Origin of the sequence: Parafilimonas sp. (assembly GCF_051953455.1) — a bacterium.
Lineage (GTDB): Bacteria > Bacteroidota > Bacteroidia > Chitinophagales > Chitinophagaceae > Parafilimonas.
Window position 1 is genome coordinate 42,611 of record NZ_JBQCIT010000058.1, and the last position, 26,005, is coordinate 68,615.

General features: G+C 41.3%; 18 protein-coding genes. 7 read left to right on the plus strand and 11 right to left on the minus strand.

Translation table 11 applies throughout. From position 1 onward, the window contains the following. Positions 1–199 precede the first annotated feature (199 nt). From pruA to ACTHN6_RS20705, 3 genes are all read right to left on the minus strand, one after another. A complete protein-coding gene (gene pruA / locus ACTHN6_RS20695) occupies positions 200–1,831 on the minus strand; it encodes an L-glutamate gamma-semialdehyde dehydrogenase (protein ID WP_440437683.1) in 1,632 nt (543 codons plus the stop codon). A gap of 87 nt (positions 1,832–1,918) precedes the next feature. After that, positions 1,919–2,512: a Crp/Fnr family transcriptional regulator gene (locus ACTHN6_RS20700; RefSeq protein ID WP_440437684.1), complete on the minus strand. Its 594-nt coding sequence runs from the start codon at positions 2,510–2,512 to the stop codon at positions 1,919–1,921. A 104-nt stretch (positions 2,513–2,616) separates the two neighbouring features. Continuing rightward, positions 2,617–3,171, minus strand: a complete 555-nt coding sequence (locus ACTHN6_RS20705) for a DNA-3-methyladenine glycosylase I (RefSeq protein WP_440437685.1) — start codon at positions 3,169–3,171, stop codon at positions 2,617–2,619. 511 nt (positions 3,172–3,682) lie between these two features. Here ACTHN6_RS20705 and ACTHN6_RS20710 point away from each other — a divergent pair. From ACTHN6_RS20710 to ACTHN6_RS20720, 3 genes are read left to right on the plus strand one after another with little or no spacing between them, the layout of a single operon-like run. Continuing rightward, positions 3,683–6,943, plus strand: a complete 3,261-nt coding sequence (locus ACTHN6_RS20710; protein WP_440437686.1) for a SusC/RagA family TonB-linked outer membrane protein — start codon at positions 3,683–3,685, stop codon at positions 6,941–6,943. An 11-nt stretch (positions 6,944–6,954) separates the two neighbouring features. Continuing rightward, complete coding sequence (locus ACTHN6_RS20715; protein WP_440437687.1) at positions 6,955–8,730, plus strand: RagB/SusD family nutrient uptake outer membrane protein; 1,776 nt, start codon at positions 6,955–6,957, stop codon at positions 8,728–8,730. 56 nt (positions 8,731–8,786) lie between these two features. Beyond that, positions 8,787–10,088: an alkaline phosphatase family protein gene (locus tag ACTHN6_RS20720; protein ID WP_440437688.1), complete on the plus strand. Its 1,302-nt coding sequence runs from the start codon at positions 8,787–8,789 to the stop codon at positions 10,086–10,088. Positions 10,089–10,161: 73 nt separating this feature from the next. Here the strand turns inward: ACTHN6_RS20720 and ACTHN6_RS20725 are convergent, their stop codons facing one another. Continuing rightward, positions 10,162–10,998 carry an MBL fold metallo-hydrolase gene (locus ACTHN6_RS20725; protein WP_440437689.1) on the minus strand — a complete coding sequence of 279 codons (837 nt, stop codon included), beginning with the start codon at positions 10,996–10,998 and terminating at the stop codon, positions 10,162–10,164. Between the two features lie 168 nt (positions 10,999–11,166). After that, entirely contained in the window at positions 11,167–11,604 is a 438-nt protein-coding gene (locus ACTHN6_RS20730) for a hypothetical protein (protein WP_440437690.1), read from the minus strand. Positions 11,605–11,699: 95 nt separating this feature from the next. Between ACTHN6_RS20730 and ACTHN6_RS20735 the strand changes: the two genes are divergently transcribed. The 3 genes from ACTHN6_RS20735 to ACTHN6_RS20745 all read left to right on the plus strand — a co-directional run bounded on the left by ACTHN6_RS20735 (position 11,700) and on the right by ACTHN6_RS20745 (position 15,403). Continuing rightward, positions 11,700–12,512 carry an alpha/beta fold hydrolase gene (locus ACTHN6_RS20735; protein WP_440437691.1) on the plus strand — a complete coding sequence of 271 codons (813 nt, stop codon included), beginning with the start codon at positions 11,700–11,702 and terminating at the stop codon, positions 12,510–12,512. Between the two features lie 158 nt (positions 12,513–12,670). Next, positions 12,671–14,872, plus strand: a complete 2,202-nt coding sequence (locus ACTHN6_RS20740; RefSeq protein WP_440437692.1) for a sodium-translocating pyrophosphatase — start codon at positions 12,671–12,673, stop codon at positions 14,870–14,872. Between the two features lie 102 nt (positions 14,873–14,974). Then, complete coding sequence (locus tag ACTHN6_RS20745; RefSeq protein ID WP_440437693.1) at positions 14,975–15,403, plus strand: hypothetical protein; 429 nt, start codon at positions 14,975–14,977, stop codon at positions 15,401–15,403. 36 nt (positions 15,404–15,439) lie between these two features. Here the strand turns inward: ACTHN6_RS20745 and ACTHN6_RS20750 are convergent, their stop codons facing one another. Further along, on the minus strand, positions 15,440–15,994 hold the full coding sequence (locus tag ACTHN6_RS20750) for a carboxymuconolactone decarboxylase family protein (protein WP_440437694.1): 555 nt from the start codon (positions 15,992–15,994) through the stop codon (positions 15,440–15,442). A gap of 9 nt (positions 15,995–16,003) precedes the next feature. Then, positions 16,004–16,573, minus strand: a complete 570-nt coding sequence (locus ACTHN6_RS20755) for a carboxymuconolactone decarboxylase family protein (RefSeq protein ID WP_440437695.1) — start codon at positions 16,571–16,573, stop codon at positions 16,004–16,006. A 136-nt stretch (positions 16,574–16,709) separates the two neighbouring features. Here ACTHN6_RS20755 and ACTHN6_RS20760 point away from each other — a divergent pair, with 136 nt between their 5' ends. Further along, complete coding sequence (locus ACTHN6_RS20760) at positions 16,710–20,042, plus strand: ThuA domain-containing protein (RefSeq protein WP_440437696.1); 3,333 nt, start codon at positions 16,710–16,712, stop codon at positions 20,040–20,042. A gap of 120 nt (positions 20,043–20,162) precedes the next feature. Here ACTHN6_RS20760 and ACTHN6_RS20765 read toward each other — a convergent pair whose 3' ends face one another. The 4 genes from ACTHN6_RS20765 to ACTHN6_RS20780 all read right to left on the minus strand — a co-directional run bounded on the left by ACTHN6_RS20765 (position 20,163) and on the right by ACTHN6_RS20780 (position 25,944). Next, complete coding sequence (locus tag ACTHN6_RS20765; RefSeq protein ID WP_440437697.1) at positions 20,163–21,323, minus strand: FAD-dependent oxidoreductase; 1,161 nt, start codon at positions 21,321–21,323, stop codon at positions 20,163–20,165. 30 nt (positions 21,324–21,353) lie between these two features. After that, positions 21,354–22,109 (minus strand): helix-turn-helix domain-containing protein, encoded by a 756-nt coding sequence (locus ACTHN6_RS20770; RefSeq protein WP_440437698.1) that lies wholly within the window; start codon positions 22,107–22,109, stop codon positions 21,354–21,356. A gap of 115 nt (positions 22,110–22,224) precedes the next feature. After that, complete coding sequence (locus tag ACTHN6_RS20775; RefSeq protein ID WP_440437723.1) at positions 22,225–22,938, minus strand: NUDIX hydrolase; 714 nt, start codon at positions 22,936–22,938, stop codon at positions 22,225–22,227. 606 nt (positions 22,939–23,544) lie between these two features. Beyond that, positions 23,545–25,944, minus strand: coding sequence for a 3-hydroxyacyl-CoA dehydrogenase NAD-binding domain-containing protein (locus ACTHN6_RS20780; protein WP_440437699.1), 2,400 nt, complete (start codon positions 25,942–25,944; stop codon positions 23,545–23,547). Positions 25,945–26,005 lie beyond the last annotated feature (61 nt).

The window sequence follows — 26,005 nt, forward strand, 5'->3', positions numbered from 1 at the left end:
ACAATATAAGTGAAATTGATTGCAGCAGGATTCAAGAAGCAGTTTAAGTAATAAAAAGAACATCGCCGGTTACCGGTCTGACGCTTTCTAAATGAAACACGGATTACGCGGTCTTCTGAGCATCTGACCGTTATCACATAATAAAAAAAGCCTGGCGATTTTTGAATCACCAGGCTTTTATATAAAGTGTGTTTAAATTTTAATCTGCCTGCAAAAAAGGATAACGGTAATCTGTGGGCGGGTTAAACGTTTCCTTGATGGTTCTTGCACTTAACCAGCGGTAAAGGTTAAGCATGCTGCCTGCTTTATCGTTGGTGCCGCTTGCCCTCGCACCGCCAAAAGGCTGCTGGCCAACAACCGCACCGGTTGGTTTATCATTAATATAAAAGTTACCGGCGGCGTGTCTCAGTTTTTCTGTGGCTAATACAATCGCATTCCTGTCCTGTGCAATAATGCTGCCCGTAAGTGCATACGGCGAAGTTGTGTTTACAAGCTCAATAGTTTCTTCAAACTTATTTTCATCATACACATAAACCGTAAGCACCGGTCCAAATATTTCTTCACATAAAGAAACATATTTAGGATTTGAAGTTTCGATAACCGTTGGCTCAATAAAATAACCTTTGCTTTTATCGTAGTGGCCGCCTGCTATAATCTTGGCATCGCTGCTTTGCTTTGCCGCATCAATATATTGGGCAATCCGGTCAAATGCTTTTTCATCAATAACAGCATTGATAAAGTTGGTGAAATCTTCCACGCTGCCCATCTTCATCGTCTTAAGCGCTGCAACCAATTTATCCTTTATTTCTCCTGCAATATTAGATGGAAGATATGCCCTTGATGCAGCAGAACATTTCTGCCCCTGGAATTCAAATGCGCCCCTTGCCAATGCTGTAACGGTTGCGTCAACATCAGCTGATTGATGCACGAGCACAAAATCTTTGCCGCCTGTTTCGCCAACGATGCGTGGGTAAGCTTTGTATTTGCCAACATTTTCACCAATCGTCTTCCACATTTGATTGAACACACCTGTGCTGCCGGTAAAATGCACGCCGGCAAAATGAGGATGAGCGAAACATACATTGCCAAGCACGGGTCCATCAACATAAATTAAATTGATAACGCCGTCGGGCAAACCGGCTTCTTTTAAAACACGCATAAATATTTGCGCTGCGAATATTTGCGTATGCGCCGGTTTCCATACTACAACATTGCCGCACATAGCAGCGCTTGTGGGTAAATTGCCGGCAATAGCCGTGAAATTAAAAGGCGTTACCGCCAGCACAAAACCTTCGAGCGGGCGCCATTCCATGCGGTTATGCATGCCGGGTGCAGAATTAGGCTGCTGTTTATATATTTCGCTTAAAAAATGTACATTAAACCGTAAAAAATCTATGAGCTCGCAGGCGCTGTCTATCTCTGCCTGGAAAGCATTTTTACTTTGCCCAAGCATGGTGGTGCCGTTTATATGGTAACGGTATTTGCCGGCGAGAAGATCAGCAGCTTTCAAAAATATATGCGCCCTGTCTTCCCAGGGCATTGCCGCCCAGTTTGCCTTTGCAGCGAGCGCTGCATCAATGGCCTGCCTTACATGGCTTTCATCACCCTCATGAAAATAACCCAGCGTGTGGGCAGTTTCATGCGGCGGATGCAGGACAACTTTATTTCCGGTACGCACTTCTGCTGCACCTATATACATCGGGATATCAGCTTCCTCTTTCTTCAGTTCTGCTAAAATTTTTTTTAACTGTTTTCTTTCTGCTGAACCGGCAGCATATCCATAAACCGGTTCATTGGCCGGCATCGGGTAGGCAAAATATCCAAGACTCATAGTAAAAAATTTGCGCAAAGGTAAAGCAAGCCGCTTGCTTTATGGAATGCCACCGTTTACGTGGCTGTTAAAATTGACAACACAGGCTTATCCCTTAAAATTCCTGGCAGCAAGGTCTTTACGCACCCTGCTTAAACTTTCCGGCGTAATGCCGAGATAAGATGCCACGAGCGTTTGCGGCACTCTGAGTAAAATATCAGGATATATTTTTATAAAATCAAGATAACGTTCTTCCGCTGTAGCGCTCAGCAACATATTGATCCTGTGCTGCAGCTGGCGTATATGATTATGCAATAACTGGTTACTGAATACACCAAAAGTTTCATCGGCTTTTGAAATGGTGCAAATCAGGTCTTCATCAATCATCGCTACATCACTGTCTTCAAGCGCTTGTATAAAAAATTGTGATGGCCTGTTAAAAAACTGGCTTTCCCTGTCGCCTACAAACCAGCCTTCCGGGGCAAATTGTATAATATGCTCTTTGCCTTTTTTATCTATTGAATAATAACGCAGCAAGCCTTTTTCAACATAAAAAAATTGCCTGCATATTTCACCTTCGCGCAAAAGGAATTGCCCCTTTTCAACGTGCAGTTTTTTTTGATTGGCTATGATATTTTCTACAGCTTCCGGTTCAAGGCCGGCATTGGTGGTTAAATATGTTGAGAAAGGAAATGTTTGCATTGAAATTTAAACATTTATAAATCGATCAAAAACAATTAACCTCTACACTTTATAGCGTTTTAAAACCAGGAGGCTTTACTCAAGCATTAAACCATGTATGCAAATCATAATTGCGCATGCTTATTCAGCCACATGGGTTTAAGCTTTATGATCTTTTTATAAACAGGGCAATCTTCTGTATGGGCACCCGGCAGGTAGCCGGCACTCATTAAAAATTCATTTACAATTTCACCGCCGGTAAACCTGAAATGTTTTTTAAAAAGCTTCACCCATTCTTCTTTTGTTAACGGATGATTTTTGTCAAGCCATTTTTTAAATGAGCCGTGTTCTTTTTGTATCTCCAGTATTTTTTTGGCATTTTCAATGGCCGCATTAACTTTTAAACGGTTGCGTATAATGCCTGCATCATTCAGCAAAGCATCTATTTTCTGTTGATTATATTTTGCGACCTTCTTTACATTGAAATTATCATAAGCTTTAAAAAAATTATCCTTTTTATTCAGTATGGTTGTCCAGCTTAAGCCAGCCTGGTTAATTTCGAGTACAAGGCGGGCAAATAAATCGTCATCATCTGTAAGCGGGAAACCGTATTCTTTATCGTGGTAGTGCTTGTGAACATTATCATTGTTTAACCCGGACACATAACTGCAGTAACTCATTGTAAATTTTATTTTAAAGAAATAAAAATACTGGTTTGGTGCCATTGTTGGCATGCTTTGTGAACATAAATTACAAACGGTGATTCTCTATTAACCTGTTATTCTTTACTAACGTGAAGAATAGAAATTTAAAGAGATAAGCGTTTAAAAAGGTGTACTTTAATTGAAGTGCACCTTTTATTTTTAAGCCCTTTTATCTATATTATTAAAGCTATAATCACGCAATTGAATTTACAATTTGGTAATATACCAAAGCCTGTCAAATCAATAGTTTCGCACCGCTTAAACAAAGAGCATAATCAGCAAATCACACAGCAATGCAAGCATGCGGTTTACGGTTATAAAGCAATCATATTCAAGACAAAAAAATTTGTAAGCATCAGCTTAGACTTGTAGCTTGCTTATCCTTTTCTGGAAAAGTACCTTTTGTCTGTACCTGCTTGTTTTATCCATATATAAACGGCCGCTAAAGCGGACATGTATTGTATTGCCCAAAATCAAATGAACCATTATGATGAAAAACTTACATGCTATTTGTGCATTTGTAATATGCCTGCTGGCAATTACAAACCCGATAAATGCACAACAAACCAGCGCTGCTGTTGCAGGCGTTGTTCAAAATGAAAACGGCAGCCCGGTCTCAGGTGCCGCAGTTACCGTAAAGAATGCAAGTACAGGCTTTTCTACCGGTATTATAACAGACAGCCTCGGACATTATGAATTTAAAAGCCTGCCCGCCGGCGGGCCTTATACTTTCAGCTTTTCTTATGTTGGTTATACCACCAAAACAGTGAGCAACTATCAGCTTAATGCAGGCCAGTCAGTTACTATTGATGCACAGTTAACCGATCAGTCTTCATCGCAGTTAAACGATGTGGTGGTGGTAGGTTATGGCACACAAAAGAAAGAGAATTTAACCGGCGCCGTTGCGCAAACTTCCGGCGAAGTATTAAAGAACCGTTCTTTATCAAACATTACACAGGGCCTGCAGGGCGTGGTGCCTAATCTTAATCTCATACCGCCCGATGGTAAACCTTACTCATCGGCAGCTTACAATATCCGCGGTAACACATCAATAGGCCAGGGCGGTAATGCTTTAGTATTGATTGATGGCGTGCAGGGCGATCCAAGCCTGCTTAATCCAAACGACATTGCTTCCGTGAGTGTATTGAAAGATGCATCGTCGGCTGCTATTTATGGTGCACGCGCCGCTTATGGCGTTGTATTAATTACAACAAAAACACCTTCAAAAGAAAGGGTAAGCGTTACTTATTCTTCCAATTATTCATTAAAAAGTCCAACCACCGTTCCGGATATTGTTTCAAACGGCTATCAATATGCACTGATGTTTGATTCTTCCTGGAGCGCATGGAATGATTATTCCCAAACGCCGCAAAACATCAATAAAACACAGCCATATTCACAGGGTTATATTGAAGAGTACGCCAAAAGAAATGCAGACCCTTCCTTACCGAAAGTGGAAGTTGGGCCCGACGGTAATTATGTATATTATGGCAACACAGACTGGTATGACCTGTTGTATAAAGACAACACGTTTGCAATGGACCAGAATGTTTCTGTTTCGGGCAGCAGTGGAAAAACCAGCTTTTATATAACGGGCCGGTATTATAACCAGGATGGCGTTTTCAATTATAACCCTGATGATTATGATATGTACAATTTCACGGCAAAGGGTTCAATACAATTAACGCCCTGGCTGCAGGTTACAAATACCACCATGTATAACAGGCGCAAGTATCATAATCCTTTAAACGTGGGTGAAGGCGGCGGTATATGGCGTAACCTTGCTGATGAAGGCCACCCCTCTTCCATGTTATTCAATCCAGACGGAACACTTACCTTTTCTGCAGCTTATACCGTGGGCGATTTTGTATATGGAAAGAATGGTATTGATTTGTTAGATGAGTTCTTTAAAAACACAACGGGCTTTGTAGCCAAAGTTGCCGGCAATCATTTACGTATTAAAGGCGATTTTACTTTTCAAAAGAACAATACTGATCAAACAAGGAAAAGAGTGCCTGTACCATACAGCAATGCGCCGGGTGTAATAAATTATGTTGGCACTACAACAAATGATATTACCAAAACCATAGGCAACACCGATTACAATGCAGCCAATCTTTATGCTGAATACGAAAACACCTTTAATGATCATTATCTGAAAGGGCTGATAGGATATAACTATGAACAATCAGTATATAACAGTACGGTAACACAAAGAAACGGGCTGATTTTCCCTGATGCCAATAACCTTAACCTGGCTTTAGGCCAAAGCATTAATACAGGTGCGGCTTACGAAAAATGGGCCATACTGGGCGGTTTCTTCCGGGTGAATTATTCTTATAAAGACAGGTATTTGGTTGAAGTAAATGGCCGTTATGATGGTTCATCAAAATTCCCGTCAAACCAGCGCTATGCATTCTTTCCTTCCATATCTGCCGGGTGGCGTGTATCAAAAGAATCTTTCTGGCATGTATCGCCTAAGTTTATCAGCGATTTAAAAATAAGAGGTTCTTATGGCTCTTTGGGTAACGGGAACATCAATTCTTATGCATTCCAGGAGCAGCTAATGATTAATCAAAGCTCCCGTGTTTTAAACGGCGTGCTGCCGCAATATACCAGCGCCCCGACAGTTTTACCTGATGGATTAACATGGGAAACTTCAACCACAGCCGATCTTGGCCTTGACCTCAGCATGCTTTCAAACAGGCTAAATTTTACGGCAGATATATATGAGCGTAAAACAACAGACATGTTTACGACCAGCCAAACATTGCCCGCTGTATTTGGTGCTGATGAACCAAAGGGAAATTATGCCGACATGAAAACAAGAGGTTGGGAAGCCAACATAAGCTGGCAGGATAACATCAATATCGGCAGCAAACCTTTTCACTATAATATTGGTTTCTGGATGTCGGATTATTCAGCCACCATATTAAGTTATAATAATGACCAGGGCAACCTGACAGATCATTATGCAGGTGAAAAACTTGGCGAAATATGGGGCTATACCAATGATGGTTACTGGACGGCAGCTGATGTGGATAAAGCTGCGGCCGCCCAGTCTTTTATCAAAGCTTCCAGTACGGGCCAGTTTTTACCCGGCGATATAAAATTCAAAGACCTTAACGGCGACGGCGTGATAAACAATGGCACCAATACACTCAGCGACCCGGGTGATCTTTCCATAATAGGCAATTCCACCCCGCGTTACAGCTATGGCTTTACGGCCGGCGCGGAATACAGCAATTTCTTTTTCAGTATTTTCTTCCAGGGCGTGGGCAAGCAGGACTGGTGGCCGGGCAGTGAGGCAGACCTTTTCTGGGGGCAGTACAACAGGCCTTATAATTATATTTTCCAATCGCAGGTTAACAAAATCTGGTCTGAATCAAATCCCAACGCTTACTTCCCGAGATACAGGGGTTATGTGGCGCAGGGAACCGGCAGGGAATTGAATGTTAAGCAAACCAAATACCTGCAAAATGCGCGTTACATACGCTTAAAGAATGTGCAGATCGGATATTCATTGCCTAAAAGCCTGCTTTCAAAAATACATCTCACCGATGCAAGGGTTTACCTATCGGGAGAAAACCTCTGGTCTTCTTCCCCGCTGTATAAAATTACCCGCGATATAGATGTGGAGAGCATTGGCAAATCAGATATTATTCTCACCGGAAACTCTAATAATGGCAACGGTAATAACTACCCGATATTAAAAAGTTTTACAGCAGGTATTTCTGTCACTTTCTAAAACAGCTTACAATGAAAATGAATCAATATATCAAACAGTTTTGCAGTGTATTAATGCTTGCTGCAGTATTTACATCGTGCACAAAAAATCTTGATCAAACACCGGAAAGCACTGCCGACCGGGATGCTATATTCAGCAGCGAGGATGGATTGAAATTGTATACAAATTCGTTCTATAATATATTGCCTGATATCAATACGCCTTTCAGAACAGATTGTAATATGTCTGATTACGGCGCCACCAGTTCTGTGAGCGATTTTTTGCGGGAAGGCGGCTATACATCAAGGCAGGGCACTGGCTGGAACTGGAATGATTTGCGCAACATCAATTATTTTATTGAGAATTGTACCAACCAGAATATTCCGCAGGAAATAAGGGATAATTATCTGGGCATCGCCAGGTTTTTCCGCGCTTATTTTTATTTTGAGAAGATGAAGCGCTTTGGCGATGTGCCGTGGATAAACCAGCCACTGGCAGTAGATGATCCTGCCCTGTTTGCCGGCCGTGATGCAAGAACGCTTATTACAGATTCTATTATTGCCGATCTTGATTTTGCCGCAGCACATATAACAAAAGAAGAGGATGAAACAAGAAGCACTATTACCAAATATGTTGTGTATGGTTTAAAATCGAGGGTATGTTTGTTTGAAGGCACATTTAGAAAATATCAAACATCTTATGGGCTTGAAAATACAGCAAATGGTTTATTGCAGCAGGCCGCCGATGCCGCCAAAACAGTAATGGATGCAAACATATACCGCCTGAATATGGCCGGTGATAGTTTATCTTACCGCAATCTTTTTATCAGCGCAGCGCCTGTGGCCAGTGAAATAATGCTGGCAGATGTTACCAGCACATCGCTGGCTAAATACAACGATGCCAACTGGTATTTTACAAGCTCCACGTATGGTCCAAGGTTTAGTTTTATCCGCAAGTTTATCAATACTTATTTAATGCGTGACGGTTCGAGGTTTACAGACATTCCGGGCCATGATACGGTTACATTTGCCAATGAAGTTAAAAGCCGTGACCTGCGTTTGCAGCAAACCATCCGCATGGGTGATTATAAACGCGTAACCAACGGAACGGTTATTCCGGGGCCGCCGGTATTTTCTTATGTATATACAGGTTACCAGCCCATAAAATGGTGCCTTGACGATATGTATTATGACGCCGGCGCGTATAACACCAACTCGGTTTCTTTAATGCGCTATGCAGAAATCCTGTTGAATTATGCTGAAGCCAAAGCCGAACTGGGCACTATAACCGATGCGGACTGGGCCGCCACTATTGGTGCACTGCGCCAAAGGGCCGGGATAACCACAGGCACTGCAACATTACCAACAGAGCTTGATCCTTATATGCATGATAATTATTACAGCGATATATCAGATCCTGTAATAATGGAAATAAGGCGCGACCGCGGTATAGAGCTGACATTGGAAGGCTTTCGCTTCTATGACCTGGTACGCTGGAAACATGGAGAGCTGTTGACCGATAAATGGAATGGCATGTATGTACCTTCTGTTGACAAGCCGATGGACCTTAATGAAGACGGGATATTGGATGTAAGTTTTTACATAACATCACCGGCAGATCCCATTAATGGCGTTACCTACCGCGATGTATCCAAACCGCCGCAAACACTGGAACATGGCACCTATGGTGAACTGCACTGGCTTGATAATGTTTCAAGGGTTTGGGCAGATTATAAATATCTTTATCCCATTCCTTTTGACGACCTGCAGTTAAATCCTGACCTCAAGCAAAACCCCGGATGGGAATAATTATATTGACCAGGAAGCACCAGCATTATAAGCTGGTGCTTTTTAAATTAAATGAGATGAAAAAAATATTAAGTATTGTTTGTTTAATATTAATAGTAAGCAGCAGTAAGGCACAGCAAATAAAACATGTAGTATTAATTACCATCGACGGCTTTCGCCCGGATTTTTATCTTGAAGATAAATGGCACACGCCTAACCTTAAAATGCTGATGCAGCAAGGCTTTTACGCCAAAGGTGTGAACAGCGTTTTTCCATCCATGACCTATCCTTCGCACACAACCATCGTAACCGGTGTGCAGCCTGCAAAGCATGGCATTTATTACAACGGCATGTTTGAACCTGATACAATAAAAGGTAAAATATACTGGAACTATACTTCCATTCATGTTCCCACTTTATGGCAGGCTGTGCACAATAAAGGCGGAAAAGTGGCAGCCTTGTTCTGGCCAGTATCTGCCGGTGCGCCTGCTGATTATTTAATTCCTGATAATGGCAGTATGGGTGAAGCTAACCGTATTGCTTACTCACAACCTGCAGGCTTTATTGAAACCTTACAAAAAGATGTTTTTAACGACACAGGAAAAATTAATTACGGCATAGATCACAACGTGGCACAGATAGCAGCTTATGTAATTAAACAGGCGGCGCCGGAGTTAATGACGGTGCATTTCTTTTCCGTAGATCATTTTGAACACATGCAGGGCCGCGAAGGAGAACTTGTGGAAAAAGCTATTGCAGATGCCGACAGCGCCGTTGGCATTGTATGGAAAGCTATACAGGATAAGGGTATTGCAGATAATACACTATTTATTGTGACCGGTGATCATGGCTTTGAAACGGTGACAACATCTGTAAACCCGAATGTATGGTTAAAAGAAGCCGGACTTATTACCGATTTAAAAAACGGCGGCTGGAAAGCAAGATTTTTATCTGTTGGCGGATCAACTTATTTATATCTTAAAAACAGGAATGATAAAGCAACACTAGATAAGGTAAATTCCATATTGAACAATCTTCCCGATTCTGCCAAACAATATTTACGTATTATTAGCAGGCAGCAATTAAACAGCATTGCCGGCAATCCTGAAGTTGAATTTGCTATCAGCGGTTTAAACGGCGCCTCTTTTGGCAATGCAGAAAATGGCGACGCCATCAAAGCAATAAAAACAAGCGGTGCACACGGCTACTTTCCCGATACAAAAAATATACGCGCCGGTTTTATTGCGTTTGGAAAAACAGTTAACAAAGGGTTTGTTGATGAAATGAATGAAAGAGATATAACATCGGTTGTTATAAAAGCACTGGGATTAAATTTTCCAACAGCAGAGGGTAAACTGCCGGAAGGATTATTTAAATAAAACTGAACGAATTAATAATAACAAAGGGCCTTAACCGGCCCTTTTTGTTTTATGAATTTTATACTTTAAATAATCAGTTAAACATGGTTAACTGAACGGCAGTTTGATTAAAATAAAATGTTTCTTTTATTACGGTCGCATTATTTTTTATATGATAAACTTCCGTTTCATGATAACGGCTTGCCACCACAATTTTTGTTTCGCCTGCATGCTGCAAAAAAGTTTGCTCCGCCAGTTGCGGCGTATTGTTATTGCTGGAAAGATGCGACAGAATAAGATGCGTGAGCTTACCGGGACGGTGCATATTAAAAAGTTCAAGCGCTTCAGCGTTGGATAAATGCCCGTTGCCGCCGCTGATGCGTTTCTTTAAAAACCACGGGTACCTGCCGGCAGCCAGCATATCGCCATCATAATTGGCTTCGAGAAAAACGGCATTGCACTGTTTGAAATGATAGATAACCTGCTCGCATACCCTGCCAATGTCTGTAAATACGCCTATACATACATCTTCATCATTCTGAATAATAAAGCTGTGCGGGTCGCAGGCATCGTGCAATTTGGCAAAAGCTTTTATGGTAAGGCCACCGATGCTTATACGTTCATTGGAACAAAAATGACGAACCAGTTCAGGTTGCAACTTAAACCGGCAATGGCGCAAAGTGGTTTCTGTTATGTAAACCGGTAAGGCATATTTTTTTGCCAGCGATTCAATGCCATTGATATGATCATCATGCTCATGCGAAATAAAAACCGCTTTTACTTTTTGCATGGAAAGGCCAAGCCTGTTCATTCTTTTCTCCGTTTCGCGGCAGGAAATGCCAGCATCAATTAAAACAGCTTCATTGTTATTGCCTACATAATAACAATTGCCGTTACTGCCAGAATTTAATGATGCGATGAACAAAGACATGCGGCAAATTACAGCTTATAAAAACAAATATTATGTTGAAGGCGAATAAATATTTATAACGGGTGTATTATAAGCCCAATAATTTTTACAGTTAAAAATATCGTTGCATGTATTGAAGTGAATAGAAAATATTATAACCTGTATGCTCTGTGTTTCTCTGCGTCAAAATTATAGTTTCAGCGCCCGCTTAAAACTTTTCAGTTCATCAATTTCAACAGGTGTGAGCGGCTGGTTATTGTTGTATTTGGTTTGAAGAAATAAAACGCGTTTGTGCTGTGGGTATCTGGCGAGTATCGCATCAATAATATCGCCCGCAACTTTATCTTTTTCATATAAGGGTTTCGGTTCTGGCAGTTCAGATTTAAAACGGTTGGGCATTTTCTTTATCACCGCTTCAAGCGTTGCAAGCTTTGCCGTTGAAAAGTCTTTTATGGCTGCGGTTTTTCCGTGCAAGCCCTGCAATTGTTTTTTGCTAAGGCTTCCTCTTTTTTGATATTGCTGATAAATGCTGATAACAAACGATGACACAGGATAGGCCAGGATACAGGCTTCGAGCGCTTCATTAATAATGTCCGGGTCTGATGTTTTTTTATTCACCTGTTTCATTAGCCGTTAAAATTATACGGTTTTCCATAAAATAAATAATTCAATAAACTTCATAATTACAAAAGGCTAATTTATTTTGCATATACTCCCGGTCCATGGTATCAAAGACATTTTTAAGTTTGATTATTGGCTGTTTTACAACGATTGCAATATACGGCCAGGCAGCTGCGAATTACGGCAACAACCCGGCGGCAGGAAAATACTATAACATCCGCGGCATAAAAATGTACTGCGAAATATATGGCAGCGGCCGGCCATTATTAATGATACATGGCAATGGCGGGAGCATCAGGTCATTCAGCAGCAACATTCCTTATTTCGCTAAAAGATATAAAGTAATTGCGGTTGACAGCCGCAGCCAGGGTAAATCCATTGATACAAAAGATTCCCTGAGTTTTGAAATGATGGCCGATGATTTTGCTGTTTTGCTCGACACGCTGCATATTACATCAGCATACATTTTAGGCTGGAGCGATGGCGGTATCACTGCTTTATTGCTCGCCATAAGGCATAAGAATAAAATAATAAAGCTCGCAGCAACGGGTGCAAATCTCTGGCCCGATTCAACGGCGCTGATGCCCTCCTTCTGGAAAAACATGAATAACCAGTACAAGGCATCTTACAATAAAAAACGAACCACTCAAAAAGAGAAGAACGACTGGAAATTATTTATGCTTGATTTTAAACAACCGCATATTTCACTTTCATCTTTAAAACAAATAAAATGTGCGGCGCTTATAATTGGCGGAGATCATGACCTTATCCCGGTAAAGCACACCGCATTAATTGCACAGAATATTCCGAAAGCGCTTTTATGGATTGTTCCCAATTCAGGCCATGCAACCTTGCAGGAGCACAAAGAAGATTTTAATAAAAAAGTGGATGCATTTTTTCAGGCAATTAGGTAATCCTGAAGAATAAAATATACAATTAACGATTTCAACAAAGCGTATTTTACTTCAGTCCCACACTTCCGGCTTACACAATACTGCATCAAAATAACTATTGCTTAACATTTATCGTTTTCCCCTATTTTTGTCCGCCACAAAAAAATCGGGTTTGCTTTATGACTGAAACATTATTTCTCCTCGTGCCGGTTATGGGTGTAATCGGGCTGATTTACACATTTATAAAATTTAATTGGGTAAGTAAACAGGATGCCGGTAATGATCACATGAAAACGATCAGTACTTATATAGCCGAAGGTGCTATGGCATTTTTAAAAGCTGAATGGAAAATTTTAGGATATTTTGTTGTGATCGTAGCCTTGTTGCTGGGCGTAATGGCCAGCAGCAACCCGCATTCGCACTGGGCAATTGCCCTTGCCTTTGTCATAGGTGCGGTATGCAGCGCCACTGCAGGTTATATAGGCATGAAAGTAGCCACAAAAGCTAATGTGCGTACAGCCCAGGCAGCAAGAACCAGTTTATCCAAGGCCTTAAAAGTTTCTTTTACGGGCGGTTCTGTTATGGGGCTTGGCGTTGCCGGTCTTGCCGTACTGGGTTTAAGCGGCTTATTTCTTGTTTTAAAACAAATTTTTGCTGCAGATGCACCGGTTAATTCAGAAGAAATGTTCCGCACCATAGAAGTGCTTACCGGTTTTTCACTCGGTGCAGAATCTATTGCATTGTTTGCACGTGTGGGCGGCGGTATTTACACCAAAGCTGCCGATGTGGGCGCTGACCTTGTGGGAAAAGTGGAAGCAGGCATTCCTGAAGATGACCCGCGTAACCCGGCTACCATTGCAGACAATGTGGGCGATAATGTGGGCGATGTTGCCGGCATGGGCGCTGACCTTTTCGGTTCTTATGTAGCTACCGTTTTAGCTACCCTTGTATTAGGGCAGGAAGTTACCGCACCGGGCGGCGGAATTTTAACCGGGGCTTTCGGTGATATGGCGCCTATTCTTTTACCCATGCTCATTGCAGGCATCGGGGTTATCTTTTCTATTATAGGCACCTTATTCGTTAAAGTAAGCGACACTGCCGGCATCAACACATCCAATGTGCAGAAAGCGCTGAATATGGGTAACTGGGGTTCTATTATTCTTACGGCCATCGCCAGCTTTATACTTGTAAAATATATTTTGCCCGACCAAATGGAGCTGCGTGGTTTTGAATTTACCAGCAATGGTGTACTGGGCGCAATTTTCACCGGTCTTGCAGTAGGCACTCTAATGAGCATTATTACCGAATATTATACGGCAATGGGTAAGCGCCCTGTAATGAGCATTATCCGCCAGTCGGCAACAGGCCATGCAACAAATGTTATCGGCGGTCTGGCAGTTGGTATGGAATCTACGTTACTGCCTATCCTTGTACTGGCGGGCGGCATTTACGGTTCTTATGCTTTTGCAGGATTATACGGCGTTGCTATCGCCGCCGCCGGTATGATGGCTACTACAGCCATGCAGTTGGCAATAGACGCTTTCGGGCCTATCGCTGATAATGCGGGGGGTATTGCGGAAATGAGTGAGCTGCCAAAAGATGTGCGTGAAAAAACCGATGTGCTGGACGCTGTGGGTAATACAACCGCCGCCACCGGTAAAGGTTTTGCCATTGCCTCTGCTGCACTTACAGCTTTAGCATTATTTGCTGCCTTTGTTGGTGTTGCAGGCATTTCCGGTATTGATATTTATCATGCTGATGTATTAGCTTCTTTGTTTGTAGGCGGCATGATACCCTTTATCTTTTCTTCGCTGGCCATACGTGCTGTTGGACAGGCAGCTATGGCAATGGTAGAAGAAGTGCGCAGGCAGTTCAGGACCATTCCCGGCATTATGGAAGGAACAGGTAAACCGGAATATGAAAAATGCGTGGCCATTTCTACCAACGCTTCCATTAAAAAAATGATGCTGCCCGGCGCTATCGCCATTATCTCTCCGCTTATTATTGGCTTCTTATTAGGCCCTGAAGCATTGGGTGGATTTTTAGCAGGCGCCACCGTTAGCGGCGTATTGATGGGTATGTTCCAGAACAATGCCGGCGGTGCATGGGACAATGCAAAGAAATCTTTTGAAAAAGGTGTGGAAATAAATGGCGAAACTTATTACAAAAAGAGTGAGCCACATAAAGCATCTGTAACCGGCGACACAGTGGGTGATCCTTTTAAAGATACCTCCGGCCCTTCCATGAATATCTTAATTAAACTGATGAGTATTGTATCGCTGGTAATTGCGCCCACGCTGGCTCAGATATACCATACAAAAGATGCTGCGTCTGTTCAAAAACATAAAACAGAAATAACAGCTAAGGTTATAAAGAAATAGAAGTTTAAGCTGTCCAGTTACCAACAGGGCAGTTTAAAAAATCTTGTTTTTTAACGAATAAAAGAGGTTGCTTTATGCAACCTTTTTTATTTTTACCATCTTATGAAAAAGAAAATATTACCTGTAGCTATTGCTTTCACTGCTATCGTTTTTGCAGCCTGCGATAACAAACCTGTCGTTACAACAGAAAGAGAAACGGTTAGCACCGAACCCGTAAAAACTTACCAGGAAATAGTAAAAAGTGAGGAAACAACCGATACGTTTAATGTGGCTCTGTATGAAACCAAATATACTTTTAAATACCTCATTAAAATAAATTTTAAAGGCATTGAAGCCACAGACAGCCTTCGCATTCCTAATCTTGGTTATGAACCACAACCTGAAATAAAACAGGGTGAAGTGAGCCCTTCCTGCATCATCGGGTTTTTGGATGATAAAAAACAATTTATGGAAGGCAATGAAGTATTGTTTAAAGATAACCAGCTGCTCTATCACCCGCTTAAATCTTATGACGTTTCAGATGAAAAATAAAAGTTTTCAAAAGCCGCCCGTTAACAGGCGGCTTTTTTATAGTTCAGCATACCTGTTTTCCGAAGGCAAATAGCCCTTATCTTTCAAAATATTACCAAGCCTGCTATAAAAAGCAGGGTCAGCAGGTGTAACGCTGGCAAGTCCATCAACATACCTGTTATATAAACTGAATAAAGCTGCTATTAAAACCGTATCATGCAATTCCATATCCGTTGTCCCTTCCGCTCTTGCTGCAGCAACCATTTGTTCTGTAACAAGCCTGCCATTTCTGCCAACAGCACTGGCTATCTTTAGCAATGCTTTCATTTTGTTGCTCACGGGCGCTGTGTCAATATCTGTTTTTACTTTTTCAGCAATATGGTCATCATTCAATAAAATGTTTGCAGCGGCTGAATGCGCCGCCATGCAGAATTTACACTCATTGCCCTGCGAAACAACAGTGGCAATCAATTCCCGTTCACCTTCTGAGAGCGTAGATTCGCCTCTTAATAAAATTTGCGTAAGTTGTCTTATGGGCAAGGCGGTATCTTTCCTGTAATCAAGCAGGCCGGTAATGCCCGGCAGTTTTTCGCTTAATGGAATATATGGCATAGTAAATATTTATGCTGGTTGTTTAACTGTAAACGGTTTGGTAAGATAACCTTCTGTTGCACGCTGTTTGCCAATTGCATCATATACCGCGTCATCGTTTGGCGCCCAGGTGGCAAGCCCGTCCACATAACGGTTAAACATACAAAAAACAGCCGTTATTAAAACTGTGTCGTGAATTTCTTTATCTGTGGCGCCTGCAGTCTTTGCGTTTTCAATCTCTGTTTCTGAAACAGCTTTGCCGCTTTGCTGAACTTTCGCCGCAATGCGCAGCAAGGCTTTCATTTTATCACTCACATCAGTTACATCAATATTTTTTGCAAGAATATCCTTCACTACATTTTCATTTCCACCCAGGTGATGTTTAGCGATAGCGCCATGTGTATTGGCGCAATATTTACATTCATTTAAGCTCGATGTATAGGCAGCAATTAATTCGCGTTCACCCGGCGTAAGGGTTGACGTATGCTTGTCATGCAATAAAACCTGCACAAGGTTATTTAAAGGCGCTGCCGTGGCCGGACTGTACATAAACAAACTGCGAACACCGGGATAATCTTCAGGCAAATTAATATGTGGCATACAAATAGTTTTGAGGCTGAAATGTACAAAATTTTTGCAGCGGGAAAGAACCGGTGGCTTTGTGCACAAATCATTTTATAAAATCTTCATTCATTTTATCAATATCTTTCAGCCGTTAAAATTTTCCCCAACAGTTATGAAAAAGCTTGCATTATTAATTGCTTTATTGACTACCCTCCTGTTTAACCAAAGTTGCAATACAGGCAGCAAAACAAGGGTTTTACTTTTTACCAAAACAACGGGCTATCACCATGCATCCATTGCTGCGGGCATTGAAGCCATTAAAAAAATTGCAGCAGAAAAAAACTTTAGTGTGGATGTTGATTCTACCGGCAAACATTTTAATGATAACGATCTTAAAAAATATAAGACCGTTATTTTTTTAAGTACAACAGGCAATATTCTGAACAGCGATGAGCAGGTAGCATTGCAGCGTTATATGGAAGCGGGTGGCGGTTTTATGGGCATTCATGCGGCTGCGGATGCCGAGTATAACTGGGGCTGGTATAATAATCTTGTGGGCGCCTATTTTAAAAGCCATCCCTCAAATCCAAATGTTCGCAAAGCAACAATTGTTGTAACAGACACAAGCTTTATTGCCATGAAAGGTATTCCCGAAAAATGGGAGCGCACTGATGAATGGTATAACTATAAAAGCATAAGCCCGGCCATTAAAGTGGTAGCTGTGTTAGACGAAGATAGTTATGAAGGTGGTGAAAACGGTAAAAACCATCCTATTGCCTGGTACCATGAATTTGACGGCGGCCGTGTTTTTTATACCGGCGGCGGGCACACCGATGAAAGTTTCAGCGAGCCTTTATTTTTACAGCACCTGGCCAACGGGCTTTCCTATACAATGGGCGCAGATACGGCAAAGCTTGACTATTCAAAAGCATACGCTACCAAAGCTCCGGAAGAAAACAGGTTCACCAAAACCATACTCAGCAACGATTTGAATGAACCGATGGAAATAGCAGTTACACCATCGGGTATAGTGTATATTGTAGAAAGGTCAGGTAATTTTTATGCTTATAAACCCACTGATAATACAACAAAACTTATTCATACATTTAAAGTATTGCCAGATACAAAAGAAGCCTTTGGCAATGGTTTGCTGGGTATGACAATTGATCCTGACTTCGCAACCAATAAATTTGTTTATTTCTTTTATTCACCCGATTCTTTGCCTGCGCACCAGAATATTGCACGCTTTAAAATGATTACAGAAGATTCCATTGATCTTACTTCTGAAAAAGTGATCATACAGGTTCCCATCGATCCCGAAGTAAGCGCTCATACCGGCGGCTCGCTGGCGTGGGATAAAAACAAAAACCTGTTTATTTCAACCGGCGATAATACGGTTCCCTTTGAATCGAATGGTTATGCACCTTTAGATGAAAGGGCTGGCAGAAAAACGTATGATGCACAACGTTCTGCTGCCAACGCCAATGACCTTCGCGGCAAAGTTTTACGCATACATCCCGAGGCAGACGGAAGCTATACCATTCCTGATGGCAACCTGTTTGCAAAAGATACAACAGGCACAAGGCCTGAGATATATACGATGGGTTGCCGCAATCCTTACCGCATTGCCGTTAATCAAAAAACCTCAACCTTGTATTGGGGTGAAGTGGGTCCTGACGCCGGAGAAGATTCAAAAAACGACCCGCGTGGTTATGATGAATTTAACCAGGCAAAAAAAGCAGGTAATTATGGCTGGCCTTATTTTGTAGCCAACAATCGGGCTTATCACGATTCAGATTTTGCAACACATGCTATAGGCCCTTTATTTGATGTGAAAGGCCCTGAAAATAATTCTCCCAACAACACTGGCTTAAAGAAACTGCCTGCTCCAACCAGCGCCATGATATGGTATCCTTATAATTTCTATGATACATTTCCGCAGTTGGGCGAAGGTGGGCGCACAGCCATTGCCGGGTATTTTTATCATTATGATAAAGCCAAAGCGAAACCCAATAGCATTCCTGAATATTATGATGATTGTTTGTTTATAATGGACTGGATGCGCAACTGGGTTTATGCCGTGCGTTTTGATGAAAATGAAAACTATAAACGCATGGAACCTTTCATGCCTTTAACAGGAGATTTCAGAAGGCCGATTGATATGGATATAACACCGGAGGGCATTATGTATGTGCTTGAATATGGTTCTGTTTACGGTGCGGATAACGATGATGCAAGACTGGTTCGTATAAATTATAATGGCGGTAACCGTGCGCCGGTTGCCAGGATAAGCACAGATGATTCTATTGGCCTTGCACCGCTTACTGTAAAGTTCAGCAGCAGTAAATCTTACGATTTTGATGAAGATGATAAATTAAAATATGAATGGACATTTGAAGGCAACAAGGTTGGTTCAATAGACGCCAATCCCACCTATACATTTAAAGATAAAGGTGTTTACAATGTGTTGCTGAAAGTAACGGACCCATCCGGCTTAAGCTCTATGGACACGATAGAAATTAAAGCAGGCAATACCATGCCCGATGTAACCATTAACACAACTGGCAACAGCATGTTTTATTTTGATGATGAAAAACTTGATTACAGCGTAGATGTAAAAGATAAAGAAGATGCAAGTATTGATACCAAAAGAATAAATGTGCAACTGAAATATATTCCCAGAGAAACGGGCGTTTATAAAACAGCACAGGGTAAAGGTGCGTGGATAATGCCAGGAAAAATACTGATGGAAACCAGCGATTGCCAGGCCTGCCATACCGTTGATAAAACGATTGTGGGCCCTGCATTTAATGCCATTGCCGAAAAATACTATAATAAGCCTGCTGAAATACCACGTCTTGCGGGCAAGATAATTTCAGGAGGCGCAGGTGTATGGGGCAATCATTATATGAATGCGCATCCGCAGTTAAGCAAGGATAATACAACCACAATTGTAAAATATATCCTTTCCTTAAAACAACAGCAAACGAAAGATAGTCTTGCTTCCACTGGTGCGGTTGAACTAAAACAACCTTCCGGCGCAAAAGAAGGCACATGGGCTTTATCTGCATCCTATACGGATCTTGGTAATGGCATTGTGCCGTTAACGGCAACAAAAGAGCTTGTGCTAAGGCCGGCTGTGCTGCAGGCTGAAGATGCAGATGTTGTTCGGAATATTAACCGCGGCGACAACATTTTAGGCAGCATACATCACAAATCTTATTTTGTTTTTAAAGGCATAGATTTAAAAGGCATTAATAACATTACTTATAATTACGCTTCTCAAAACATTGATGCTACGCTTGAAGTACATATTGATTCACCAACCGGGCCGGTTATCAGCACGCTTGATTATAAATCAACAGGAAGCTGGCGGAATTATAAACAGGTTACAACCGCTATAAAAGATCCCGGCGGCATGCATGATCTTTATTTTGTTTTCAAAAAAGACACGGAACCTAATCATGATATGTTCTCGCTTGACTGGTTAAAATTTGGAAAGTAAGCGATTGTTGTCCTGGTAACAATACTTTGCCACGAAGGCACGAAGAAATAATGCTTAAAATTATGGCTTTGTGCCTTCGCGCTTTGTGGCATACTTCCCATAGCCTGCTACACTTTATTTCTAATGGCTGCTGAAGAATTCAAGCATTGTGGTTAATGCTTTTTCGCTGTGCATCAGTTCCCCATTTTCAAGCGATTCATGCGCTGCAACTGCCGCTCTTTTACGCATATTTATTTCATAAAAAGAAATGGCTTCCTCCAAAGTATTGTATTTATCATCCGTTAAACATTCGCTCAACTCCAAAGCATCAAGCATCGCCATGTTCGCACCCTCCCCTGCAAATGGCGGCATTACGTGTACCGCATCGCCCAGCATGGTTAAGTTAGCAAGGGCTTGCCAGCTTTGATTTAAAGGCGCACAATAAACAGGCCGGGGAATAAAGGGCGTGACTGCATTTTCAAACAACTCGTACCAAATACTGCTCCAGCCTGAATATGTGGTTTTAAACCATTCCAGCATTTGTGTTTTATCAGTATAATCCAAACTCTTATTTACAGCCCGGTTTTCGTCAGCTTTAAAGCTTGCATAAAAACCTATATCGCCATTGCTCTTTTGGCCGCCCAGCATACATTTTGAATTTCCGAAAGCCATTGCCTTTCCTCCATTTAGCAAGGCATAAATATGAGGAGTCGTTTTTGCTGCATCATTAATATTTATTTCAAGCATGATAATGCCCGAATAAAAAGGTTTGATGTTTGTAATGTATGGACGTATTTTAGAATTAGCGCCATCGGCAGCAATTACAATATCTGCGTAAGCTGATGAACCGTTTTTGAAATGCAGCAGCCAGCCTTCGTTTTGCTTTTCCATTGAAATAAAATGACTGTCCCACTCAATAGTTTTTGGTTGTAAAGATTCCAGCAACATATTTCTTAACGGGGCACGATCTATTTCAGGACGAAAATACTCACTGCCAAAATTTTCATGGGGTTTGGATTCGTGATCACTGAAAAATATTTCAGCTCGCTCATTTGTTATAACTTTTTTATCGGCGCCGGGATGAAAATTCTTTTTAAACTCGTTTAATAAATCCGCTTTGCGCAAAGCCGCCAACCCTGATGCTTCATGCATATCAAGCGGCGAACCTATCAAACGGGCATTCTTATTATAATCCCTTTCATATACTTTTACGGTTGCACCCTTCAATTGTAAAAGCCTTGCCAGCATTAACCCACCCGGGCCACCGCCAACAATAGCGATTGATTTATTTTCTATCAGCATTCTTTGAAATTTAGTTGTAAAAGTGCAAAGCTATTGCTGCTTTAAAACTGATAATAGTATAAATCGGTCGTTTTGATTTTTGGATAATTCTTTCGGCGCCACGCCCGAAAATTTCTTTACCTGTTTAATAAAATGGTTTTGGTCTGCGAAGTTTAATTCTGGAAAAAGCTTTCCTTCTGCAATTTGTTTTAAAGATGTCCTGAAGCGCAAAATATTACAATATGCTTTTAATGAAAGCCCGAATTGCCGGTTGAAATAACGGTTGATTTGCCTGCTGCTCCAAAACACTTTTTCCGAAAGTTCTTTTACGCTCATCTCGCCGTTTGATGCATAAATTAGTTCGAAAAGCCTGCGCTTTCTTTCATCAATTACAGGGGGTAAAAATGTTTTTATTTTCTGAGATGCCTTTGTATAAAACGCATCAAAATCTTTCAGATCATTAGCATGAAAATTCCAGAAATTATTTGGAAGTTCTTTTGCACTATTTAATATATCGGCAATAGAAGCATGTAAAATATATTCAACAGCAAGCGGTTTAAAATTAACATCAAAAGCAAGTGTTTGCGGTGGGATGGTTCTTTGTTTGGGCGCTGTTTCCAGGCCCGTAAGTATAATTTGAAAAGGGTCTAATGCAGGTTTCCAGAAAAATAAATCAATCCTGCCATCAGGCATTACAACCACTTCTTTTGGTTCATCCGACGGGTTATGAAACATGCCCAAACTTTCTACAAAGCCGGCAAGCGGCTCATCTGGTTTAATAAACTTATAATAGAATCCATTGGTCATTGTTTCTGTTCATCACGAATGCTGTGCCCGTAATAAAATATCAGGCTGTATGTTACGCAGACATTAAACGCATCCTGCATAAAACCTGCAAGTTCATTACAAACATATCGAAAGCCTATTTTATCTGCACCTCGGGATTGGGGATAAAATTGAGGAAGGAATTGAATTTAAGCAGGTATTTTCTTTTATCGAGTTTATAATAAAAAGCGCCTTTTTTGGAGCCATTCTTTTCCTTGTCTTTCTGCCTGATGAGCAAACCCGTTGATAAAATTTTCCTGCTGAAATTACCCTTGTCCAAAACTTTATTATAAACGTCTTCGTATAAAGTCTGCAATTGCGGGATAGTGAATTTTTCAGGCAGCAATTCAAATAATACAGGGTGAAAGGCGGCCTTGTAACGCAGCTTCTCTTTCGCCATTTCAATCATTTCTTTATGATCGAAAATAAGGGCAGGTAATTTTTTAAGGGGAAACCATTCCGCGCTGTAATTATGGCTTATCTGTTCCTCATACTGGCTAATATCGATAAGCGAGAAATAGGCAATAGAAACCGTGCGTTCCGTGGGGTCGCGGTCCGGTTCGCCAAAAGCGGCAAGCTGCTCCAGGTAAATATCTGTAAGGCCCGTAAGCTGTTTTAAAATACGCGCTGCAGCCTGGTTTATATTTTCTTCCGCAGTTACAAATCCGCCCATTAAACTCCATTTTCCTTTCTGTGGTTCAAAACCCCTTTTAATGAGCAATAATTTCAGGTGTGTTCCATCAAAACCAAAAATAATGCAGTCCACTGCCATCAACATCCTGTTTTGGTGCGTATAACGTTTAAGTTGCATGGTTGTCAATGGTTGACAATTTTTGAGTTATGTGAATAAGGTTTAGCCAAAAGTATTTTATAAAAATAAATCAGCGTAAAAAAATAATTGTCATAATGATAAAAATAAATGGAGAAGCGGTTTTGCATTAGTGTATAATATAGATTAAAAGCTGCCAGCCACCGATTGCCGGATCATAGTTCCATATTCATTTTAGAATTTGCCAAAAGATTTCATAAATAACCGGAGAAAAGAAGGTGGACGATATTTTTGGTATAAATTGCGGTGATTTTTTGTTATCAAAATCCATTGTCTTAATTATCGCAGCTATGCATCATATAAGAAAAACCTGCGGGATAGGATATGTGAGGATCAACGGTGTAGGGTATATGTTTAAAGCAACTAATACTTACAAAATTCATTAACCAGCAGGCAATCGAAAAAATTAATAAGCCCGGCACAATTGCTTTGTAACAACAAAAGCTGTTTAAGCCCAATTTATGAGTATAGTTCTGATATCAATAATAGCAATTGTTTATACTGCTATCATTTCCATTACCTTAATGATTTTTCATCGCTTCCGCGATAAAAATTAGCTGAGGCTTTTTCCGGCACACCGCAGAAAAATTAATTTCTGATTGGCTTGCCTTTCTTGATTACCGCTTCAATCCGCTGCAGGGTTTTCTTTTCACCGCAAAGACTTAAGAATGCTTCGCGCTCAAGATCAAGCAGGTATTGTTCGCTCACCAAAGTTTGTTCGCTTAAATCACCACCGCACATTACATACGCTAATTTTTTTGCTACCAAAGCATCATGATCTGTTGCATAATTGGCAAGCCGCATGCTGTTAATACCTACATATAAAGCGCCTAATGCGGAACGGCCCAATACCTTGATATCTGTTTTTTGTACAGGCTGAACATAACCCTGGTTATATAGTTCAATTACCGCATTTTTGGCTTCGCCTGTCCGGCGCTGTGGGTTTATAACAACTTCGTCGTGGCCTTTGCGCAAAATACCCAGGTCATATCCTTCAAAAGCAGATGTGGCAACTTTAGCTGTTGCAATGGTAAAAAAGCGGTTTTTTAAAGTAATGGTTTCCGGCTCATCTTCGTGCATTTCATCGGCGGCCCGTAATACAAATTCTTTAGTGCCGCCGCCGCCGGGAATCAATCCCACACCAAGCTCCACCAAACCAATGTAGGTTTCAGCGGCAGCATATACTTTGTCGGCATGCAGGTTCATTTCACAGCCGCCGCCAAGGGTTAAACCAAGCGGCGCCGTAACAACCGGTACAGATGAATAACGCACCCGCATCATGGTATTCTGAAACATGCGTATGGCCATATCAAGCTCATCATATTCCTGCTCAACCGCATACATAAATATCATTCCAACATTAGCACCTGCACTGAAATTAGCGCCGCTGTTGCTTATTACAAGCCCCTTGAATTTTTCTTCGGCAATCTCAATGCTTTTATTAACCGCCTGTAATACTTCGCTGCCAATCGTATTCATTTTGGTTTGCCATTGCAAAGCCACTACATCATCTCCAATATCATACAACCACGCATTGCTGTTTTTCCATACAACTTTATTCTTATAATTTTCTAAGATGATAAAGTTCCCTGCCGAAGGAACCGGCTTATATGTTTTGGATGCTACATCATAATACAGCCTGGTATTGTTTTCTGTTTTATAAAAAGAGGTATTGCCGGCCGCCAGCATATCATCCACCCATGAAGCAACCTTATAACCTGCTTCTTTCATAGCCTGTACGGTTGCTGCAACGCCAAAAACATCCCAGCTTTCAAATGCGCCTATCTCCCATCCAAAGCCAGCCATCATAGCATCATCAATCCTGTAGAGTTCATCACTTATTTCGGGAATGCGGTTAGATACATAAGAAAATAAAGCGTGATGAAAATGACGGTAAAAATCGCCGGCCTTATCTTTTGCAGTGAATAATGTTTTTAATCTTGTTTTTAAATCTTCAATTGGCTGTGCTGCCTTTACAGAAGCGAATGATGCTTTTGTACGGGGTTTATATTCCAGCGTTTTTAAATCGAGCGTATAAATTTCCTTATCCGTTTTTCTCTCTTCAGGGCTGCCTTCTGCAACGGGTATTTTTATCTTCTTAAAAAAGCCTTGCCCGGTTTTATCGCCCAGCCATTTATTTTCAACCATAGTTTGCAGCCAGCCCGGAATTTTAAACAGTTCCCCCGCTTCATCACCGGGACAATTTTGAGCAACACCATCCGCCACTTTTACCAATGTATCAATACCCACCACATCTGCCGTTCTGAAGGTTGCTGATTTTGGCCTCCCAATAATAGGCCCTGTTAATGCCTCCACTTCATCAATACTTAAATCAAATTTCTCCATCGTATTAAAGATGGACATGATGCCGAATACACCGACGCGATTGGCTATAAAGGCAGGTGTATCTTTTGCCAGTACCGTGGTTTTGCCGAGGAATACATCACCATAATGCATTAAGAAATCTATGACAGATGGATCTGCTTCCGGGGCCGGGATTATTTCAAGCAGGCGCAAATAACGCGGCGGGTTAAAGAAATGTGTGCCGCAGAAATGTTTTTTAAAATCTTCGCTTCTGCCCTGGGATAATATATGTATGGGAATACCCGAAGTATTGGTGGTGATTAATGTTCCGGGTTTACGAAATTGTTCCACCTTTTCATACACCTGTTGTTTTATATCCAGCCTTTCCACCACAACTTCAATTATCCAGTCGCATGAAGCAATATCTTTCAGGTTGTCATCGAAATTGCCGGTGGTTATACGTTTTACAACATCCTTTGTATAAACAGGTGAAGGATTTGATTTGATGGCAGCCTGTAAAGCATCGTTTACCAATTTGTTTTTAGGAAGTCTATTCCCCTCCCAGCCCGGCGTAGCTATATCCAACAATAAAACCTGCACACCAATGCCTGCAAAATGACAGGCAATTCTTGAACCCATTACACCACTGCCTAAAACGGCAATTTTTTTTATTGAACGCTTCATACGTTGTATTTGAAAGTTTAAGATCAGCAATCAAAAGTAAAAATAGTTAGTTATGCAACTA

Coding starts and splice junctions, on each gene's coding strand:
- ACTHN6_RS20760 (WP_440437696.1), top strand. CDS start 16,710: ATGAAAAAGCTTGCATTATTAATTGCTTTATTGACTACCCTCCTGTTT.
- ACTHN6_RS20750 (WP_440437694.1), bottom strand. CDS start 15,994: ATGCCATATATTCCATTAAGCGAAAAACTGCCGGGCATTACCGGCCTG.
- ACTHN6_RS20775 (WP_440437723.1), bottom strand. CDS start 22,938: ATGCAACTTAAACGTTATACGCACCAAAACAGGATGTTGATGGCAGTG.
- ACTHN6_RS20705 (WP_440437685.1), bottom strand. CDS start 3,171: ATGAGTTACTGCAGTTATGTGTCCGGGTTAAACAATGATAATGTTCAC.
- ACTHN6_RS20725 (WP_440437689.1), bottom strand. CDS start 10,998: ATGTCTTTGTTCATCGCATCATTAAATTCTGGCAGTAACGGCAATTGT.
- ACTHN6_RS20735 (WP_440437691.1), top strand. CDS start 11,700: ATGGTATCAAAGACATTTTTAAGTTTGATTATTGGCTGTTTTACAACG.
- ACTHN6_RS20715 (WP_440437687.1), top strand. CDS start 6,955: ATGAAAATGAATCAATATATCAAACAGTTTTGCAGTGTATTAATGCTT.
- ACTHN6_RS20765 (WP_440437697.1), bottom strand. CDS start 21,323: ATGCTGATAGAAAATAAATCAATCGCTATTGTTGGCGGTGGCCCGGGT.
- ACTHN6_RS20755 (WP_440437695.1), bottom strand. CDS start 16,573: ATGCCACATATTAATTTGCCTGAAGATTATCCCGGTGTTCGCAGTTTG.
- ACTHN6_RS20770 (WP_440437698.1), bottom strand. CDS start 22,109: ATGACCAATGGATTCTATTATAAGTTTATTAAACCAGATGAGCCGCTT.
- ACTHN6_RS20700 (WP_440437684.1), bottom strand. CDS start 2,512: ATGCAAACATTTCCTTTCTCAACATATTTAACCACCAATGCCGGCCTT.
- ACTHN6_RS20780 (WP_440437699.1), bottom strand. CDS start 25,944: ATGAAGCGTTCAATAAAAAAAATTGCCGTTTTAGGCAGTGGTGTAATG.
- ACTHN6_RS20730 (WP_440437690.1), bottom strand. CDS start 11,604: ATGAAACAGGTGAATAAAAAAACATCAGACCCGGACATTATTAATGAA.
- ACTHN6_RS20720 (WP_440437688.1), top strand. CDS start 8,787: ATGAAAAAAATATTAAGTATTGTTTGTTTAATATTAATAGTAAGCAGC.
- ACTHN6_RS20745 (WP_440437693.1), top strand. CDS start 14,975: ATGAAAAAGAAAATATTACCTGTAGCTATTGCTTTCACTGCTATCGTT.
- pruA (WP_440437683.1), bottom strand. CDS start 1,831: ATGAGTCTTGGATATTTTGCCTACCCGATGCCGGCCAATGAACCGGTT.
- ACTHN6_RS20710 (WP_440437686.1), top strand. CDS start 3,683: ATGATGAAAAACTTACATGCTATTTGTGCATTTGTAATATGCCTGCTG.
- ACTHN6_RS20740 (WP_440437692.1), top strand. CDS start 12,671: ATGACTGAAACATTATTTCTCCTCGTGCCGGTTATGGGTGTAATCGGG.